The following is a 17744-nucleotide window of genomic DNA, read 5'->3' on the forward strand; positions in this document are numbered from 1 at the left end:
AATCTGCGTGAACACCAGCCTGAGATCATGCGCGAGCGCCCGCATGCAGAGCCGCATGAAGAGCCGCCTGAAGAGCCGCCTGATGAACCGCCCGAGCGCCTACTCGCTCGCCGGCCAGGGCAGATGCGGCGAGGACCAGTCCAGTTCCGTGCCCACCACCGAGCGCATTTCCGGCGACTGTATCGCCACCGTCACGGCGATACAGGGCCGCCCGCTCGCGAGCGACAGATAAGGACTACTGGCAACCGGCACACCGGGCAGCAGGACCGCGTTCCTGAAGTACGGCCGGTGATCCCAGCGCGCATCGCGCGGATCCGCCACCGGCTCCAGCGAATCGCCCACGTTTGCGCCTGCCACGCCGGTGACTTCGGGGCCAATCTGCCGGCCCCGCTCGTCCAGGATGAAACAGCTAATACAAAGCTTCTGCTGCGCCAGATCGGCAAACGCGTCGGCCATGGCTACGCCGGCGAGCAACGCATCGGCGGCGCTGCGCAAGGCAAAGCGGTACGGTTCCACCTCGCTCTCGAACAACGCATGCAGATGTGCCCGGCCCTGAGCGATCACATCGAACGAGCGGTCGATCAGGCGGTTGATCGTATCCGGCGGTGCGATCTGGGCGGCCGGCCGCCCTAGCAGAAAGCCTTGAGCGAAATCGACGTTCGACTCGACCGCGAGAATCAGTTCCTCGGTCGTCTCGACGCCTTCGACCACCACCAGCATGCCCGCCTGATGCAGCAGCGACACCAGCTTGGGCAGGATCGACTGCTGCGTGCCCGGAATCGTCGCGCGAATCAGCTCGCCGTCCAGCTTCACGAAGTCCGGACGGATCCGGAACAGCCGGTCCAGATTCGACTGGCCGGCGCCGAAATCGTCCACCGCAATCAGAAAGCCGTGCTCGCGATAGCGGGCCGCCGCGCGTGACATCTCGTCGACGCTGCCGCCGCGCGATTCGAGAATCTCCAGAACGATCTTGTCCGGCTCCAGCCCCGCCGAGCGCACGATGCCGGCCAGCTGATCGGCATAGCCCTGCGCCACGAAGGTCGCGGGCAGGATATTGAGGAAGATCCACGCCTCACCGGGAATCAGCCGTTGCGCATTGGCGAGATGGACGGCATGGCTGGCGCGATCGAGCGCGCCCTCGTCGGAAAGCGGCCGCGGTGCGAACAGGACGGCCGGCGCCACCAGCGAGCCATCGGATTGCTCGCCGCGCAACAACGCCTCGAAGCCGACCTGTTTCTGATGCGACAGGCTATAGAGCGGTTGGAAATGCGAGGTCAGATAGTAGTCCTCCCAACGCGGCCGCGCGTCGCCCGATGGGTCGTTCGGGTCGCACAGACATTCCAGGCATAACAATTGCTGAGAGTCGCACGAGACCGCCAGCTCCGCACAGACGCGGTTGCGGCCGGTCTGCTTGGCGCGCAGCAGGGCTTCGTCGGCGCGGTCGAGCAGCGCCATGATGCTTTCGCCGGGGCGATGCTCGGCCACGCCGAAGCTCGCCGTCAGGTAACCATCCGGCCGCGCGATGCCGGAGATGGCCCCACGCACCCGCTCGGCCAGTTCGAGCGCAGAGGCCAGCCCCTCGCGCCGCAATACCGCGAACTCCTCGCCGCCGATGCGGCTCACGCTGTCCTGCGCAATCGTTTGCTCCATCAGTACCTGCGCCACTTCATAAAGCGCCTGGTCGCCGACGGCATGGCCGAACTGGTCGTTCAGGGACTTGAAATAGTCAATGTCGACAAAGATCGCGCACGCTTTGCCGTCCTTGCCCAGTGCGCCGAGCCGCCGCTCGGCCTGCTCCATGAAGGCGCGGCGGTTTTGCAGGCCGGTCAGCGGATCGGTCGCGGCCAGTTGCGCGAGGCGATTCTCGAGCAGGAAATGATTGCGCCGGAACCAGTAGAAGCTGAGGTGGAAGACCGTCGCCGTGGGCACGCCGACCACCACCCACATCCAGGCCACCACCGTGACGTCGTGCATCTGCGGGTGCCGGAACAGCAATGGCAGCGCGGCGGCATAAAACGCCACCGTGCCGACCAGAAAGTGGGCCGGCGTCAGCCAAAGCGGCGCCGAGCACACCGGGATCACGAGCAGCGCGGGCAATGCCCATAGCAAAGCCTGTTCGAGACCGGCAATGTTGAGCGCAATGACGATCACCAGCACCAGCGTATAAGCCACGCCGAATGCGCCGAACCACCAGGTGCTGCGCGCCTTGTGCACACCCGCGACCAGCAAGGCGAGGCAAACGATGCAGGCGAGCCTGTAAGGCAGCCAGACGGCCGGCCCCGCTACCAGCCCCCGTGCCAGCACGAACAGCAACGCGGCGACCACTGTGAAACCCATGGTGACGGTCGACAGGGGACGCTGCTGATCCAACGAACGACGATGAAAACGGTGACGCAAGTGGGCATCGGTCATGTGTTGCGTTGCGGTGGAAAGTATATTGATAGATATCAGGCCAGCTCCGTTACTCTGCCGCTGTATAACGGCAACTGTCTGACCAATATTAATGCCCACGACACAAACAAACTTTATGGCGCGTTGCCCGTGCGGCAGCGCTCTCGCGCCCGCCCCAAGCCGCCCCTGACTCGCCCCTGACGGTTACTGCCGATTACTTACGGCAAGCTTGATTGCCACCGCTTTAGCACGCCCAGAAAACCCGGTCACCCCGCGCGATGATGCAACTGCACAACACTTGCACGAGGCATGACGGACGGCGGCGCCCAATGCGTTCCGACTCCCTCTGCCCGCGACATCGTTTGCGGTGCGGCTATTCAAAGGGCATTAGGAAAAATTTCCGGCCCGATTTGCGTTTCTTGCTTCGCAGCGTGCGAAAGCCCATATACCGCAGAGCAGAACGATGGTAGCGGAATGTTAATTCATTCAGTAGACTGCGTATAAAGAGCCGTCGGCCACCTTTCATCGAGCAGCACCAGTAAAAGTAACCACTGGGCGCGTGCAATGCGCGCCTTATCTGCAACACTTTCGGATGTCCGGTTCCAGACACCCGTCTTACGACGGCTTGACGGCAAACGGCCATCCTTTTCGGACAACATGGGCCCTATCTTCGACTACCTGCTGCAACGCCAGATTTCCCCTCAGTGGCGGGGCTTACTCACCGCTCTGGCAGAAGAGTTCGAAGCGCAGATTGGGCAAGATGAATTGCGGCAGTTGATGTACCGGGTCGGTTGCCGGTTTGCTGCAGCGGCCCCCTTGCCGCCGTGCGGCTCGGCCGCCGATCTCGCGGACGCGTTGAACGCGCGCTGGCAGGAAACCGAGTGGGGCTACGTCGAGCTGTCGGACGAACCGGAGTATCTGCGCATCGCCCATTCATGCGCGCCGCTGCTGGCGTTCGGCGCCACGGCGCTCAACTGGACGCCCGCGTTCCTGGAAGGCGTGTACCAGACGTGGCTCAGCGCATTGGGAGCGGAGGGTCTGTCGGTCGCCCAGGCCAGCGAATTCGATGAGCACGCAACCATCGAATTCCGGCTCGGCCGCCACCCCGCGTAAGCCCTGCTGCTCGAGGGATTTCTTACCGCCTGTGACGGCGGATGGAAAGCGGGCAATGCAGGACCAGACAGACTTGAACAAGACGGCGGCGACATGAGTCCTTCCAGCGACATCGAAACACTCTTCGGGCATTTTGGCGGCAATCCGGGCGACTACCAGGAAATCGGCCGCGAAAATGAAGCGAGCTCGGCACGCACGCGCTGGCCGTTGCTCGTCACCCTGGACCTGAAGCAGCCGTCCATACCGGCCATCGCACAACGGCGCGATTCCGCCTTGAAGCAGGCTGGCGCAGTCGAGCCGCATGCGCAGGCTGACGCGCAGGCCGAAGATGAGACGCCACGCGGCGACGCGGCAGCGGCCGGCTCCACTGATCCGGAACCCACCCGCAGCGCATTGCTGCGTAGCAAGGCGCCGCTATTCACGCGCCCGCACCGGCGCAGCATTCCACCGGTCGGCAAAGCCGCCACAGCCGAAGCGCCACGCGGCGCCGAGCGCTTTTCCGCGTTGCCGGTTGCGCGCGAGGCCGTGCCGCCGGCTCCAGCGCAGGCAGAGCCGGTGGAGCCGGCCGCTGCGCCCACGCTGCGCGCACCCGCCATGTCGGCGTTTTCTGCAAAGCTGGCCGTGCCCGGTATCGCCCGGCCGCAAGCGATAGCGCCGGTGGCGCCTGTTGCAACGTCAGTACCGCCAGCACCGTCAGCGTCCGCGATACCCGCCGTATCCCCCGCTGCAACACGCGCCGCGGCACCGGCCGCCGTCCAGCCGCCGTCCATCCTCGGCAAGCTGTTCGCACCGGCTACACCCAAATCCGCGCCATCCGCCGCGGCGCCTGCCGCCGGCGATTCCACACCGGCGCCGCTCGGCTCCCTGTTCGCCCGTTTGCGCGGCGACGCCGCGAAGCCGGCCGCGCCCGCTCCCCACTCGTGGCTGACCAACGGCCCGCGTCGCTCATGAAAGTCATTGCGGTCGTGTCCGCGAAGGGTGGCGTCGGCAAGACCACCCTCGCCGCCAACCTTGCTTCCGTTCTCGCCACCAGCGGCCGGCGCGTGATCGCGCTCGATCTCGATCCGCAAAACGCCTTGCGCCTGCATTTCGGCGTGCCGCTCGACAGCATCGACGGCCTGTCGCGCGCCACCCTGAGCGGCGATGCATGGCGCAGCGTCATGTTCGACGGCGTCGACGGCGTGACCGTGCTGCCGTACGGCGCCGTCGTCGAAGACGACCGGCGCCGCTTCGAAGCGCATCTCGACCGCGAGCCGCTGTGGCTCATGCACTCGCTCAGCACGCTCAGACTCGATGCAGGCGACATCGTCATTATCGACACACCGCCGGGCTCCTCCGTCTATACCCGCACCGCCCTGTGCGCGGCGACTTTCGCGCTGAACGTGGTGCTCGCCGACGCCGCCTCCTACGCGGCGATTCCGCAAATGGAGCGGATGATCGAGGCCTACGCCGCGCCGCGCCCCGAATTCGGCGGCGAGGGCTACGTCGTCAACCAGGTCGACCAGTCGCGCCAGTTGAGCAAAGATGTCCTCAAGGTGCTGCGCCATCTGCTGGGCGACAAGCTGTTCCCTGGAGTCATACACCAGGATGAAGGTGTCAGCGAATCGCTCGCCTGCGACACCACGCTAATCCACTACGATCCGCTTAGCCAGGCCGCCGCCGATTTCCGCTCCTGCAGCCAGTGGCTGATGTCGCGGGTCGACGCGATCGCCGTTTCGCCGGGGAGTGTCGCATGAGCACGCCGCAACCGCAGGGCATCGAAACCGCCGCGCCACCCTCGCGGCTCGAACGCATCGTCGACGCGCGCCTGTGGAGCAGCACGCCGGTCGTGGTCTGCCTGACGCTGTTTGCGATCGTGATCCTGTACTTTGTGTTCACGGTGCCGCTCGCGTTCTACGAGCAGTTGACCTTCGCGACCTGCTGCTTCATCTGCGCGCTGCTGTTTCGCCGCCTGCAGGGCCGTTATGCGACGCTGGTGATGATCATGCTCTCGGTGGTCGCATCGGGCCGCTATATGTACTGGCGGCTGACCACCACCACGTACTGGGAGCACCCGCTCGACGCCGTCTGGGGCATGCTGCTGGTATCGGCCGAGGTCTATTCGACCATCGTGATGATGCTCGGCTACTTCCAGACCGCCTGGCCGCTCAAGCGCGAGCCGATGCCGCTGCCGGCCGACCGCAGCGCATGGCCGACGGTCGACGTCTTCATCCCCACGTATAACGAGCCGCTCTCGGTGGTCAAGCCGACCATCTACGCGGCACTGGCGCTCGACTACCCGGCCGACAAGCTGTCCATCCACGTGCTCGACGACGGCCGCCGCCCCGAGTTCAAGGCGTTCTGCGAGGAAGTCGGGGTGCATTGGACGATCCGCACCCACAACCGCCACGCAAAAGCCGGCAATATCAACGAAGCGCTGAAGATCACCAACGGCGAGTACCTGGCGATCTTCGACTGCGATCACATCCCCACCCGCTCGTTCCTGCAGATCGGCCTCGGCTGGTTCCTGCGCGACAAGCTGCTGTCGATGCTGCAGACGCCGCACCATTTTTTCTCCGCCGATCCGTTCGAGCGCAATCTCGGCACTTTCCGCAAAGTCCCAAATGAAGGCGAGCTGTTCTACGGCCTCGTGCAGGACGGCAACGACCTGTGGAATGCGACGTTCTTCTGCGGCTCATGCGCGCTGCTGCGCCGCTCGATGGTCGAGGAAATCGGCGGCATTGCGGTGGAGACCGTCACCGAAGACGCCCACACCGCGCTCAAGCTGCACCGTCTCGGCTACACCACCGCTTACCTCGCCATCGCACAGGCAGCGGGGCTCGCCACAGAGAGCCTCTCCGGCCACATCGGCCAGCGGATTCGCTGGGCACGCGGCATGACGCAGATCTTCCGCATCGACAATCCGTTGACCGGCCGCGGCCTGAAGCTCGGCCAGCGGCTGTGCTACCTGAACGCGATGATGCACTTCTTCTACGGTGTGCCGCGCCTCGTGTTCCTGACCGCCCCGCTGTCGTTCCTGTTCTTCGGCGCACACGTGATCGAAGCGGCTGCCAGCGCCATCGCCATTTACGCGCTGCCGCACATGATGCATGCGAGCATTACCAACTCGCGCATGCAGCGCCTGTTCCGCCATTCATTCTGGGCGGAGGTGTATGAGTCGGTGCTGGCCTCCTACATCACCGCGCCGACGCTGCTCGCGCTGATCAATCCGAAGCTCGGCAAATTCAACGTCACGGCCAAGGGCGGCCAGATCGAGAAGAACTACTTCGACTGGGCCATCTCGCGTCCCTATCTGTTTCTGCTGCTGTTGAACCTGGTCGGCTTTGTCACCGGGCTCGTGCACATCTACTTCAAGTGGGGCGTACACAGCGAAGTGCAGACCACGGTGCTCAATCTGGCGTGGACCGCCTACAACATGCTGATCCTCGGCGCCAGCGTGGCGGCGGCGAGCGAGCGCCGGCAGATTCGCGCTGTGCACCGCGTGGCGATGAAAATGCCGGTCATGCTGAAATTTTCGACCGGCCGCACGCTGGCCTGCCAGACCATCGACTACTCGGAAGGCGGCGTGGGCGTCGAACTGCCGAGCAACATCGAGGTGCCGATGCACGAACGCATGACCGTGTCGCTGTTTCGCGGCGACGAAGAATATGCGTTCCCGGCCACGGTCGGCTTCACGGCGCCCGGCCGGGTCGGCCTGCGCTTCGATGCGATGTCGCGCGAGCAGGAGTTCGAGTTCGTGAAGTCCACTTTTGCGCGCGCCGATGCCTGGATGGGCTGGGCCGAAGGCCGTCCGCAGGACACCCCGTTGCGCGGCCTCTCACATGTTTTGTGGGTGGGCGCACGCGGCATCGCCGGACTGTTCGAACATCTCTACGAAGACCTGCGCGGCTCGATGCGTGGCCGTCCGACCGACGTCAAAAAGCTGGAAACGAAAAAAGACTGATCTATGGGCCAAGGGATTGCGCGAATATACACACAACACCTGCAAGGCGAGCGCGGCATGAGGGGAGAAGCGACGCGTTTGCGTTCACGCCGCCTTGTTCGCGCCCTCGCCTGCTGGCTGGCCCTGCAAACCGCATTCGCGGCGCCGTTGGCGGCCGCCGCCGGGTTCGCTGCGAGTTCGCCGCGGGCGGTGGCGCCGCCGGGAACGCCGGTCGCAACCGGCGTAGGCAATGTCCCCGCGCCTGGCCCGGCCGTGCTGTTCGATGCCACGGCCCTCGCCCAGCCGGCGCTGGCCACGCCGACCCCGGCCCTGGCGGCGTCCTCGGTCAAGGCGCTTGGCATCAGGACGCCGACCACGGCCGAACCCGGCACGCTGGTGCCGGGCGGCCGCCGCCAGACGCTGACCTTCGCCGACTACGGCGCGCGCGATCCGCTGCAATTGCGCGGTGTCGACGGCCAGAACGGCATCGCCTTCTCGGTGCGCAACGACGAGGTGGTGACCGGAGCCATCCTGCATCTGATCTACAGCTACTCGCCGGCCCTGTTGCCGTCGATCTCGCAGTTGAAGGTACTGGTGAACGGCGAAGTGGCGGCGACGCTGCCCGTGCCGCACGAACAGGCCGGCATGCTGGTGGCGCGCGATGTCTCGATCGATCCGCGCTTCATCACCGAGTTCAACCACCTCAACGTGCAGTTGATCGGCCACTACACGCAGCAGTGCGAAGACCCCGCGAATTCGTCGCTGTGGGCGACCGTCAGCAATGCCAGCTCGCTCGATCTGACCTACGCCTCGCTCACCAGCAAGCCGGATCTGGCAGCGCTGCCGCAACCGTTCTTCGACCGCCGCGACGTGCGGCGCCTCGAACTGCCGTTCGTGTTCCCGGCCAAGCCGGGCTCGGAGACGCTGGAAGCCGCCGGCATCGTCGCCTCCTGGTTTGGCGCGCTGGCCGGCTATCGCGGCGCGCTGTTCCCGGCCCAGGTCGACGAAGCGCCGCTCTCGGGCAATGCGGTGGTGTTCGCCACCACCGATCAACGGCCTGCCGGCGTGCCGATTCCTGCCATCTCGGGGCCGACCATTGCGGTGGTGGACCGCGAAGCGCCGGCACGCGGCAAGCTGCTGCTGGTGCTCGGGCGCAACGAGGCAGAACTGAAGACCGCCGCCAAGGCGCTCGGCGTAGGCCAAAGCGTGCTGTCCGGCGAAAGCGCGACGATCACGCAACTCAACGAACTCGGCCCGCGCGCCCCATACGACGCGCCCAACTGGCTGCCCACCAACCGTCCGGTGCGCTTCGGCGAACTCGCGGAAGCACGCGACCTCAGCGTATCCGGCTACGACGCCGACGCGGTACGCGTGAACCTGCGCGTGCCGCCCGACCTGTTCATGTGGCACACCAAGGGCGCGCCAATCGACCTGCGCTACCGCTACACGGTGCGTCCATTGCCGGACCGCTCGTCGCTGAACATCAGCATCAACGACGGCTTCGTGCAGGCCCTGCCGATTCCGGCGCGGGCCGCCTCGGTGTTCGACCTTGGTCATTACTTCAACGGCATCCTGCCGGATAACAGCGCCGTCGCACGGCGCACCGTCTACATTCCTCCGCTGCTGCTGACGCCGCGCGCCCAGTTGCGGCTGCACTTCTACTACGACATTCCCAATACCGGCGAATGCCATGGCCGGCTGCTGGATAACGTGGTCGGTTCGATTGATCCGAATTCGACCATCGACCTGTCGTCGTTCCCGCACTACATGGCCTTGCCGGATCTGGCGGCGTTCGCCAATAGCGGCTTCCCGTTCACGCGCATGGCCGACCTGTCCGAAACCGCGGTGATCCTGCCGAACGACGCCGATTCGAGCGACTACAGCCTGTATCTGCTGGAGATGGGCCGGATGGGCGCCTCGACCGGGTATCCCGCCACTGGCGTGACCGTGACGAGCGCCGATCAGGTGGATCAGTTCGCCGGCAAAGACCTGCTGATTTTCGGCGCCCCCGGCCACCAGCCGCTCTTGCAGCGCTGGGCCAAGGCGATGCCGTTCTCGAGCGACGGCGATTCGCGCACCTTTGAGCTCTCCGATATCGTCTTCAAGCTGGAAGACTGGTGGCACGGCGAGCGCGGCGTGGAACGCGCACCGGCGCGCGCCGACCTCTCGCTGGTCAGTTCGAACGGCGCGGCGCTCCTGACCGGCTTCGAATCGCCGTTGCAAAAAGAGCGCAGCGCGGTGGCATTCGTCAGCGCGGCCGGCCAGTCGGATGCCGACCTGAGTTCGGCCCTGCTCGACGCCGACGTGCTGCCGCAAATTCAAGGTGCAATGGCCGTGATCCACGGCCGCAGCGTCACCATCACCTCGAACGGCGATGCGTACTACCTCGGCCACCTGTCGCCGCAGGAATACATGCGCTGGGCGCTGTCGTCGCATCCGCTTCTGCTGCTGCTCGCCGGTGTGCTCGCGGCGCTGATTATCGCGGCGCTGTTTTACCGTGCGCTGCGCTCGATCGCGGCGCGCCGCCTGAAGGATTGATATGCCGGTCAAACTCAACACGGCACCCGCGGCGCTTGCATTCGGACTGCTGGCTTCGATGACCTCGACGATCGCCACTCCGGCTGCCGCCGCTACCGCTGCGCAATGCGACTGGCCGGCCTACCGCAGCTTTGTCGAGCGCTTCGTGCAGGCCGACGGCCGCGTGATCGACTATTCCACGCCGACCCAGCAGACCACCTCCGAAGGCCAGTCGTACGGCATGTTTTTCGCGCTGGTCGCAAACGACCGCGCCACCTTCGACCGGCTGCTCGGCTGGACCCGCACCAATCTCGCCGGCAACCAGTTCGATGTGCAGAAACTGAGTCTGCCTGCGTGGCAGTGGGGCAAAAAGCCGGATGGCTCTTACGGCGTACTCGATCCGAATTCTGCTTCGGACTCCGATCTGTGGATCGCCTACGACCTGCTGCAAGCGGGCCGCCTGTGGCATGACACTGGCTATACGAAACTCGGCGAGGCGCTTGCCACGCAGATCGCCAGCAAGGAAGTCGTGAGCCTGGCCGGCCTCGGCCCGATGCTGCTGCCCGGCCCGCAAGGCTTCCAGAGCGGCGGCGTGACGCGCCTCAATCCCAGCTACCTGCCGCTGCCGGTGCTGCGCGCACTCGCCAGGGCGCAGCCTGGCGGGCCATGGAGCAAACTGGCCGACAACGCCTTGCAGCTCGTCAAGACCACCGCACCGCAGGGCTTCGCGCCCGACTGGGCCGCCTGGCGGGCCGGCCAGTTCGTGGTCGATCCGAAAAGCGGCGACACCGGCAGCTACGACGCGATCCGCGTCTATCTGTGGGCCGGCATGACAGCGAGCGCCGATCCGCTCGCCAAACCCTGGCTCGCCGCGCTCGGCGGCATGCGCAACCAGGTCGCGCAAAGCGGTTTTCCGCCCGAGAAGGTTGCCGCGACCACCGGCACGGTGAGCGGCGAAGGGCCGCTCAGCTACTGGGGAGCGCTGGCGCCTTACTTCAAGGCGCTCGGCGACGAGCGCGGCCTCGGGCTCGCGCGCACCCATCTGGCGGCGCTCGACAGCCCCGTGGCGGGTCGTGAACCTGTTTATTACGATCGTGTGCTGGGCTTGTTCGGCACCGGATTCATCGACGGCCGCTATCGCTTCGACGATGCGGGCCGGCTCGTGCCGAGTTGGAGAAACGCATGCGATTGAGCGCCATCGCGCTGACGCTGAGCCTCGTTAGCGTCGCTACAGCGACGCTGCCGCCCACCGCCCTCGCCCAGCAGGCCTCGGCCGATCCGCTCAACGTGCTGATCGACCAGGGCAAGTACTGGCAGGCGCACCACCGCGGCGACCTTGCCGAGCAGGCCTGGCAGAAGGTCTTGCGCCTCGATCCGAAGCAGCCCGATGCGCTGTTCGGCATGGGCATGGTGCTCGCCGACCGCAAGGACGGCAGCGGCGCGCAACAGTATCTGGCGCGCCTGCGCGAAGTCGCGCCGAACTATCCCAACATCGACGAACTGGGCCGGCGCCTTGGCGAGTCCAGCCTGCGCGATCAGACCGTCAACGACGCGCGGCGCTTGCAGCAAAGCGGCCAGGCCGCCAGCGCCGTGCAGGAATATCAGCGCGCGTTGCAGGGCAAACCTGCTACCCCGGAGCTGCAACTCGAGTACTACCAGGCGCTCGCGGCCACCCCGCAAGGCTGGGACCAGGCGCGCCGCGGCCTGCAGCAGCTCGCGCAGCAGAATCCCGACGACCCGCGCTATGCGCTCGCCTACGCCCAGCACCTGACCTACCGCGACATCACGCGCCGCGAAGGCATCGCGCAGCTAGAGAAGCTTTCCGGCGACAACGCGGTGGGCGCCGCGGCGCGCAAGAGCTGGCGCCAGGCGCTGCTGTGGCTCGATGCGCGCGCCTCCGATGCGCCGCTCTATCAGAGCTACCTGCAGCTCGCGCCGGATGACGCCGCCGTGAAGGCCCGCTTCGACTCGATGGTGCAGCAGGACGCGGCCGCTCGCGAACGCGCCCAGCAGAACGCCGCCGTCGATGCACGCGGGCGCACCATCGCCGACGGCTTTGCGGCGCTCGACCGCGGCGACATTGCTACCGCTCGCAGCAAATTCTCGTCGGTGCTGGCGAGCAGTCCGAACGATGGAGACGCGCTCGGCGGCATGGGTATCGCGGCGCTCAAGCAGGAGCATTTCTCCGAAGCGCGCGACTACCTCGAACGGGCCTCGCGCAGCGGCAATCCGGCACGCTGGAAAGACGCGCTATTGAGCGCGACCTACTGGACTTACACCAGCGACGCGATCGGCGCGCGCAGCAACGGCGAATTCGCCAAGGCCAGGTCGCTGTTCGAGCGCGCAATCGCGCTCAATCCGTCCGATGTCACCGCCCAGGTGCTGCTCGGCGAAATGCTGCTGAACAACGGCGACCCCGCCGGCGCGGAACAGGCATACCGCATGGCGTTGCGCCGCCAGGCCGACAACCCCGATGCGATTCGCGGCCTCGTCGGCGCGCTGGCCGCGCAAGGACGCGGCGACGAAGCATTGCAGTTCGCCAACCAGCTCAACACCGAACAGCAGGCGAAAGCAGGCGGTATCGACCGTCTGCGCGGTGAAGCGCAGGCCGCCCAGGCACGCGCTGCCGAAGCACGCGGCGACCTGGGCGCCGCCCGCAGCCTGTTCGAAGATGCGCTGCTCAGCAATCCTGACGATCCATGGCTGCGCCTCGATCTCGCCCGCATCTATGTGCGCCAGGGCGCGGTCGGCAACGCGCGCAGCATGATGGACGGACTGCTGGCAAGCCATCCCGACATGACCGATGCGCTCTATGCGAGCGCGCTGCTGTCCGCGGAGACTCAGGACTGGTCGGCCGGCCTCGCGCAACTGGACCGCATTCCGGTCGCCCAGCGCACCGATGCGATGACCGCCTTGCAGCACCGCCTGTGGGTGCATCAACAGGCGAGCCTCGCGATCCAGATGGCGAAGAGCGGACAAAGCCAGCAGGCCTTCGCGATCCTCGCCGCCGCGGAGCCGGTGGCCGCCGGCAACCCGGAACTGATCGGCGTGGTGGCCTCGGCCTACCAGCAGGCGGGAGACTCCAACCGCGCACTGTGGCTCGTGCGCAGCGCCATGAGCGCCGCGCCTGGCAGCACGGACCTGCTGTTGCAATACGCCGGCATCCTGCTCGCCGCTCATCAGGACACCGAACTGGGCAACGTAATGCGCCAGCTTGCCGCGACGCAATTGACACCGCAGCAACGCACCGATTTCGGCAATCTGAACCTGGCGATCGTCGTGCGGCAGTGCGATGCCGTGCGCCAGCGCGGCGACCTGGCGAGCGCTTACGACGTCATTGCGCCGTGGCTCGCCGCAATGCCCGACAATCCCGACCTGCAGGCCGCGCTCGGGCGTCTCTACTCGTCGGCGGGCGACGACCGCAATGCGCTCGCCAGTTACCGCGCGGCGCTGACACGCCGCCCCGACGACCTGAGTCTGATGCTCGCCGCGATCCCCGCCGCGACCGGCAGCAAAGACTTCCGCTACGCCGAATCGCTGGCGACGCAGGCGCTGAACGCCGCACCCGACGACCCCGGCGTGCTCGCCGCCGTCGGCCGCATGTATAGGGCCGAGGGCAAGCTCTCGCTCGCTTCGACTTATCTGCAGCGCTCGCTGATCGCGGCCAATACGCCGGTCTCGAGCAGCGCGCCGCGCGCCGGCTCGGCGGGCAACGTGCCGCGGGGCTGGGAAGTGGCGATGCGCCGGATTGGCGCAACGCCCCTGCCCGGCACCAATCCATTCGAAGGAAAAACCGCCATCGATGTGCCGGCCGACGCCACCGGCACGCCCGGCAACTCCGGCTTCAGCAGCGCAAGCGGTGGCTTCAACGCAAGTGGCGCCGCCCGGCAGTACACCGCGCCTGCCGCCTATCCGGCGGCCGCTTACCCGAGTACGCAGCCCTCCTACCCGACGCAGACCGTGCCGAACTATCCGCCGCCCTCGCAGCCCGCACCCTATGTGGCGCCGTATGTGACACCTTATGTGGCGCCCGCCAGTCCGTCGGCCGTACCGAACTCCAGCAACGCGGCAGGCGGCTACGGTCCCGATAACTACGGCTCCAGCCAGACCGGTGCGCCCGCCGCCGCGCCCTTGCAGCCGTACCCCGGCCAGGATCAGGCGCCGGTCCAGCAGCAGCCGCTGCCGTATAACGCGCCCTATCCGCAGCCTGCGCCGCCCTATGGCGCACCGGCGCCCTATGTGTCCACACCCTGGCCGATGTCACCGGCGGCGCGCGAAGCGCAAGCCAATGCCGCTGGACAGCAGGGGCAGGCCTACTATCCGCCACCCCCAGCGGCAAACCCGGCGCAAACTTCGAACGCGCAGCGCAAGAGCAGCAAGAAGCAGACAGCAACACGTACTGCCAAGGGCGCGGCCTATGCGCAGACGCCGTATGGGCAGCAAGGCTACGCGCAGCAGCCTTACTACGGCCAGCAACCCTATCCCCCGCAACAACAGGGCTACGGGCAGCCGGCCTATGGGCAACAACCGTACCCGCAGCAACAGGGGTACGCGCCACAGCCCTATGCACAGCAACAGGGATATGCGCAGCAGTCCTATCCGAATCAGAACTACGGCAATCAGGGCTACCCGGCACAAGGCTACTACGCGCAGCAGCCGTACATTCCGCAGCCGCCGGCAGGCTACATCCAGCCGTATTACCCGCAAGCGCCTGCGGCGCAAACCGCACCGTCCGGCAACGGCAACTACGCACCGTCGCCCGCCAACGTGGCCAACTCGCAGACACTAGGCGTCGCGGAAGAACTGGCTCAGGTCAATCGCGAGCAGACGAGTACGGTGTCGGGGGGGATTGTGTTTCGTGATCGTGCGGGCGAAGACGGCCTGTCGGACCTGACCGATATCGAAGCGCCCATCCAGGGGCGTATCCAGGCCGGCAACGGCCATGTCATCGTCACGGCCACACCAGTGACGCTCGATGCGGGTACCGCGAACAACGAGGCCCAAACGCTAGCACGCTTCGGTTCAGGCGCCGCCTCAAACGCCAGTGCCTATGGCTCTCAAACCGCAAACGGCGTAGGGCTATCGCTCGGCTATCAGAACAAAAGCCTAGGTGGCGACGTCGGGGTGACACCGCTTGGCTTTCGCGAAATCAATGCCGTCGGCGGCCTGCAATACAATGGTTCTGTGAATGACCAGGTGTCGTATTCACTCGCCGTCGCGCGACGCGCCGTCACCGATAGCCTGCTCTCGTACGCCGGTGCGCGCGACCAGTCTTCCAATCTCGAATGGGGAGGAGTGACATCCAGCGGCGCGCTCGCCACACTGAGTTGGGACGACGGGACGAGCGGCTTATATGCGAACGCCGCATACCAGTTCCTGGATGGCTACAACGTAGCGGCCAATAGTGCCATCAAAGGCGGCGGCGGCGTGTATTCGCGCCTGCTGAAGGATGCTGACCAGACACTGACGGTCGGCGTAAATACGACGCTGATGGGTTATAACCGGAACCTCTCCTACTTCACGTATGGACAGGGTGGATATTTCAGCCCGCAACAGTATGTGATTCTGAATTTACCAGTGGAATGGACGGGCCGAAACGGCAACTTCACGTATGATGTCAAGGGCTCGGTCGGCGTACAGCATTACCACGAGGACGCGTCGGCGTATTTCCCGCTTGGCGACTCGACCTCAACGGCGCTCCGAAGCGCGCTCATTTCAGCCGGAACAGCACCCGATTCGAACGCGATCTATCCAAGCCAGAGCAAGACCGGAATCGCCTACTCGTTTAGCGCAGTGGGCGAATATCAACTCGCGCCGCAGCTTGCTGTCGGCGCAACGGCATCGCTCGGAAACGCCTATCAGTACCGCGAATATCTGGCCGCCGTATATGTGCGCTATAGCTTTACCAAGCAGACCGGACTGCAACCGTTCCCGCCGACGCCTTTGGCATCTCCTTACCTGTCGTTGTCGAATTAGTTGGCAGATCCTGCTCCTGGGCATTCGCTCAACCACACGTTCACGCTTACGCATGAACGTGTGGCCGCAGCCGCCATTGCATCCCGCAGCGTTTGAGCCGTGGCAGGACGCGTTTCGAGCTGCGAAGTTATCCCCACTTTTCGTTGACAAGCCTGTGGACAACCTGGTGGCACATCGTCTAAGTGGCTGATGCCATGCGACTATCTCCGGCCGTTGCGGGCGCGGGCAACATCCCGAGATCACGTGTTTTGCCCGGCATTTAACAATCCGAACAACCTACACGCAGCGTGGATAATTAATAAAATCGCCACACATCAATTAATCCGATTAATAAACCCGAAAATCGATACCGCCACTGGCAGGCTCCGGTTTATGCTACTGCTTTAAACCAATCGGCCGTCATGCACGAATGGGCTGAATAAAGCAGGGCGCGTTGCGTGCGTTTTTTCGAACGCCGAAACACCTGCGAACGCCCTTACGCCATGAGGACGGTGGCATTCTTTTCGGCGGCACGGCTGACGCACGGAAGCAACTACGGGAACCACGTTGGAAACGAATCGCCTTGCAGGCAAAGGGAAGCGCTTCGCCGCACGCCTTTATCGAATGCGCATGATTGGCCTCGGCATCGGGTTTTTCTGCGTCGCCTCGGTGTTTGCGCAAGCGCAAACCCACGTCAGCCCCTGGCTATGGGCGCTGCTGGTTTTTCACGGTTTTGTCTGGCCACATCTCGCATATCGCGCCGCACTTGCCTGGACCGTGCCGTATCGTGGCGAACGTTTTAATCTGATGGTTGACTCCGCATTCGGCGGCCTGTGGCTAATTGCCATGCGCTTCAACATTCTGCCGAGTGTGTTGATTCTCGCCATGCTGAGCATGGACAACATCGCTGCCGGCGGCGTGCGGCTGTTCGCACGCGGCATTGTCGCGCAACTGCTCGGCGCGGCTCTCGGCGCCGCCCTGCTCGGCGTCGTGTTCGCGCCGCAGTCGCGAATGCCGACCATTCTCGCCTGCCTGCCGTTCCTGATCCTGTATCCGCTCGCGCTCGGCTGGCTCACCTATCGCATGTCGCAAAAGCTCGCGAAACAGGCCCGCGAACTCGAGCGCCTGAGCCAGACCGACGGCCTGACCGGCTTGTGGAACCGGCGGCACTGGGAAGACCGGCTTGCTGAAACCTTTGAGCGCTGCCGCAGCAACGGCGAAGCCTGTTGCCTCGTGCTGTTCGATCTCGACCACTTCAAGGATGTCAACGACACCGAAGGCCACGCGGCAGGCGATGCCGCGCTACGCGGCTTCGCGTTATTCCTGCGCTCCAGCTTGCGCCCGCAAGACATTGCCGGCCGCTACGGCGGCGAGGAGTTCGGGGTCATCATGCCGGGGCTGCGCCTCGCCGACGCCCGGCGCACGGTGGAACGCTTGCTGTTCAATTTGCGCGCCCGCGTCGGGAGCGCCGGTGAACCGCTGCGCTGCACGTCGAGTGCGGGCCTCGCCGAATACAGTCCGGAAATGGGCGATATCACCGCGTGGCTGCTTGAAGCCGATCGCTGCCTCTATGCTGCCAAAGCGAATGGACGTGATTGCCTGGTCACGTCGGAGTACGACGTCGGGTTATCTCGCCAAAGGGCGCTTGGCTAAAAGCCAGCACGCTTGTTGCGGTGAAGCGCGTGCCGCGTTCTCCAGATGGGCCGCGTGGCGGTGAGTTATCCACACTTTTCTTATAGCGGACTGTAGAGAAATGGCTGCGTACCCCATAATTGGGGGGACTTACTATGCGCCAGTAGCGGGTATCCGTCAGCGTGCGTGTCGATTTTTTCTTCTTCGTACTGAA

General features: G+C 65.2%; 9 protein-coding genes. 8 read left to right on the forward strand and 1 reads right to left on the reverse strand.

The genetic code is table 11. From position 1 onward, the window contains the following. Window positions 1-99: 99 nt before the first annotated feature. The gene (locus FFS45_RS15170) at window positions 100-2412 is read right to left on the reverse strand and encodes a bifunctional diguanylate cyclase/phosphodiesterase (RefSeq protein ID WP_171029656.1); all 2313 of its coding nucleotides are present in this window, start codon (window positions 2410-2412) and stop codon (window positions 100-102) included. Between the two features lie 636 nt (window positions 2413-3048). Between FFS45_RS15170 and bcsD the strand changes: the two genes are divergently transcribed. The 8 genes from bcsD to FFS45_RS15210 all read left to right on the forward strand — a co-directional run bounded on the left by bcsD (window position 3049) and on the right by FFS45_RS15210 (window position 17551). After that, on the forward strand, window positions 3049-3504 hold the full coding sequence (gene bcsD, locus FFS45_RS15175) for a cellulose biosynthesis protein BcsD (protein ID WP_137955469.1): 456 nt from the start codon (window positions 3049-3051) through the stop codon (window positions 3502-3504). A 93-nt stretch (window positions 3505-3597) separates the two neighbouring features. Next, window positions 3598-4455: a cellulose biosynthesis protein BcsP gene (gene bcsP, locus FFS45_RS15180; protein WP_137955470.1), complete on the forward strand. Its 858-nt coding sequence runs from the start codon at window positions 3598-3600 to the stop codon at window positions 4453-4455. Next, window positions 4452-5240 (forward strand): cellulose biosynthesis protein BcsQ, encoded by a 789-nt coding sequence (gene bcsQ, locus FFS45_RS15185; protein WP_137955471.1) that lies wholly within the window; start codon window positions 4452-4454, stop codon window positions 5238-5240. Before bcsP ends, bcsQ begins: the two co-directional genes overlap by 4 nt. Further along, complete coding sequence (gene bcsA, locus FFS45_RS15190) at window positions 5237-7447, forward strand: UDP-forming cellulose synthase catalytic subunit (RefSeq protein ID WP_137955472.1); 2211 nt, start codon at window positions 5237-5239, stop codon at window positions 7445-7447. The genes bcsQ and bcsA overlap by 4 nt, the downstream gene beginning before the upstream one ends. A gap of 57 nt (window positions 7448-7504) precedes the next feature. Continuing rightward, window positions 7505-9964, forward strand: a complete 2460-nt coding sequence (bcsB, locus tag FFS45_RS15195; RefSeq protein ID WP_249362791.1) for a cellulose biosynthesis cyclic di-GMP-binding regulatory protein BcsB — start codon at window positions 7505-7507, stop codon at window positions 9962-9964. Window position 9965: 1 nt separating this feature from the next. Next, window positions 9966-11135: a cellulose synthase complex periplasmic endoglucanase BcsZ gene (gene bcsZ / locus FFS45_RS15200; RefSeq protein ID WP_137955474.1), complete on the forward strand. Its 1170-nt coding sequence runs from the start codon at window positions 9966-9968 to the stop codon at window positions 11133-11135. Then, on the forward strand, window positions 11126-15919 hold the full coding sequence (locus tag FFS45_RS15205; protein ID WP_137955475.1) for a cellulose synthase subunit BcsC-related outer membrane protein: 4794 nt from the start codon (window positions 11126-11128) through the stop codon (window positions 15917-15919). Before bcsZ ends, FFS45_RS15205 begins: the two co-directional genes overlap by 10 nt. Window positions 15920-16465: 546 nt before the next feature. Then, on the forward strand, window positions 16466-17551 hold the full coding sequence (locus FFS45_RS15210; RefSeq protein ID WP_249362792.1) for a diguanylate cyclase: 1086 nt from the start codon (window positions 16466-16468) through the stop codon (window positions 17549-17551). Window positions 17552-17744: the final 193 nt, after the last annotated feature.

The organism is Burkholderia sp. 4M9327F10, assembly GCF_005503145.1.
In the GTDB taxonomy this organism is placed as follows: domain Bacteria; phylum Pseudomonadota; class Gammaproteobacteria; order Burkholderiales; family Burkholderiaceae; genus Paraburkholderia.

What these genes read in the sequence shown, in the direction of transcription:
- bcsD (WP_137955469.1), top strand. Translation starts at nt 3,049, where the DNA reads ATGGGCCCTATCTTCGACTACCTGCTGCAACGCCAGATTTCCCCTCAG.
- bcsZ (WP_137955474.1), top strand. Translation starts at nt 9,966, where the DNA reads ATGCCGGTCAAACTCAACACGGCACCCGCGGCGCTTGCATTCGGACTG.
- bcsA (WP_137955472.1), top strand. Translation starts at nt 5,237, where the DNA reads ATGAGCACGCCGCAACCGCAGGGCATCGAAACCGCCGCGCCACCCTCG.
- bcsQ (WP_137955471.1), top strand. Translation starts at nt 4,452, where the DNA reads ATGAAAGTCATTGCGGTCGTGTCCGCGAAGGGTGGCGTCGGCAAGACC.
- bcsP (WP_137955470.1), top strand. Translation starts at nt 3,598, where the DNA reads ATGAGTCCTTCCAGCGACATCGAAACACTCTTCGGGCATTTTGGCGGC.
- FFS45_RS15205 (WP_137955475.1), top strand. Translation starts at nt 11,126, where the DNA reads ATGCGATTGAGCGCCATCGCGCTGACGCTGAGCCTCGTTAGCGTCGCT.
- FFS45_RS15170 (WP_171029656.1), bottom strand. Translation starts at nt 2,412, where the DNA reads ATGACCGATGCCCACTTGCGTCACCGTTTTCATCGTCGTTCGTTGGAT.
- bcsB (WP_249362791.1), top strand. Translation starts at nt 7,505, where the DNA reads ATGAGGGGAGAAGCGACGCGTTTGCGTTCACGCCGCCTTGTTCGCGCC.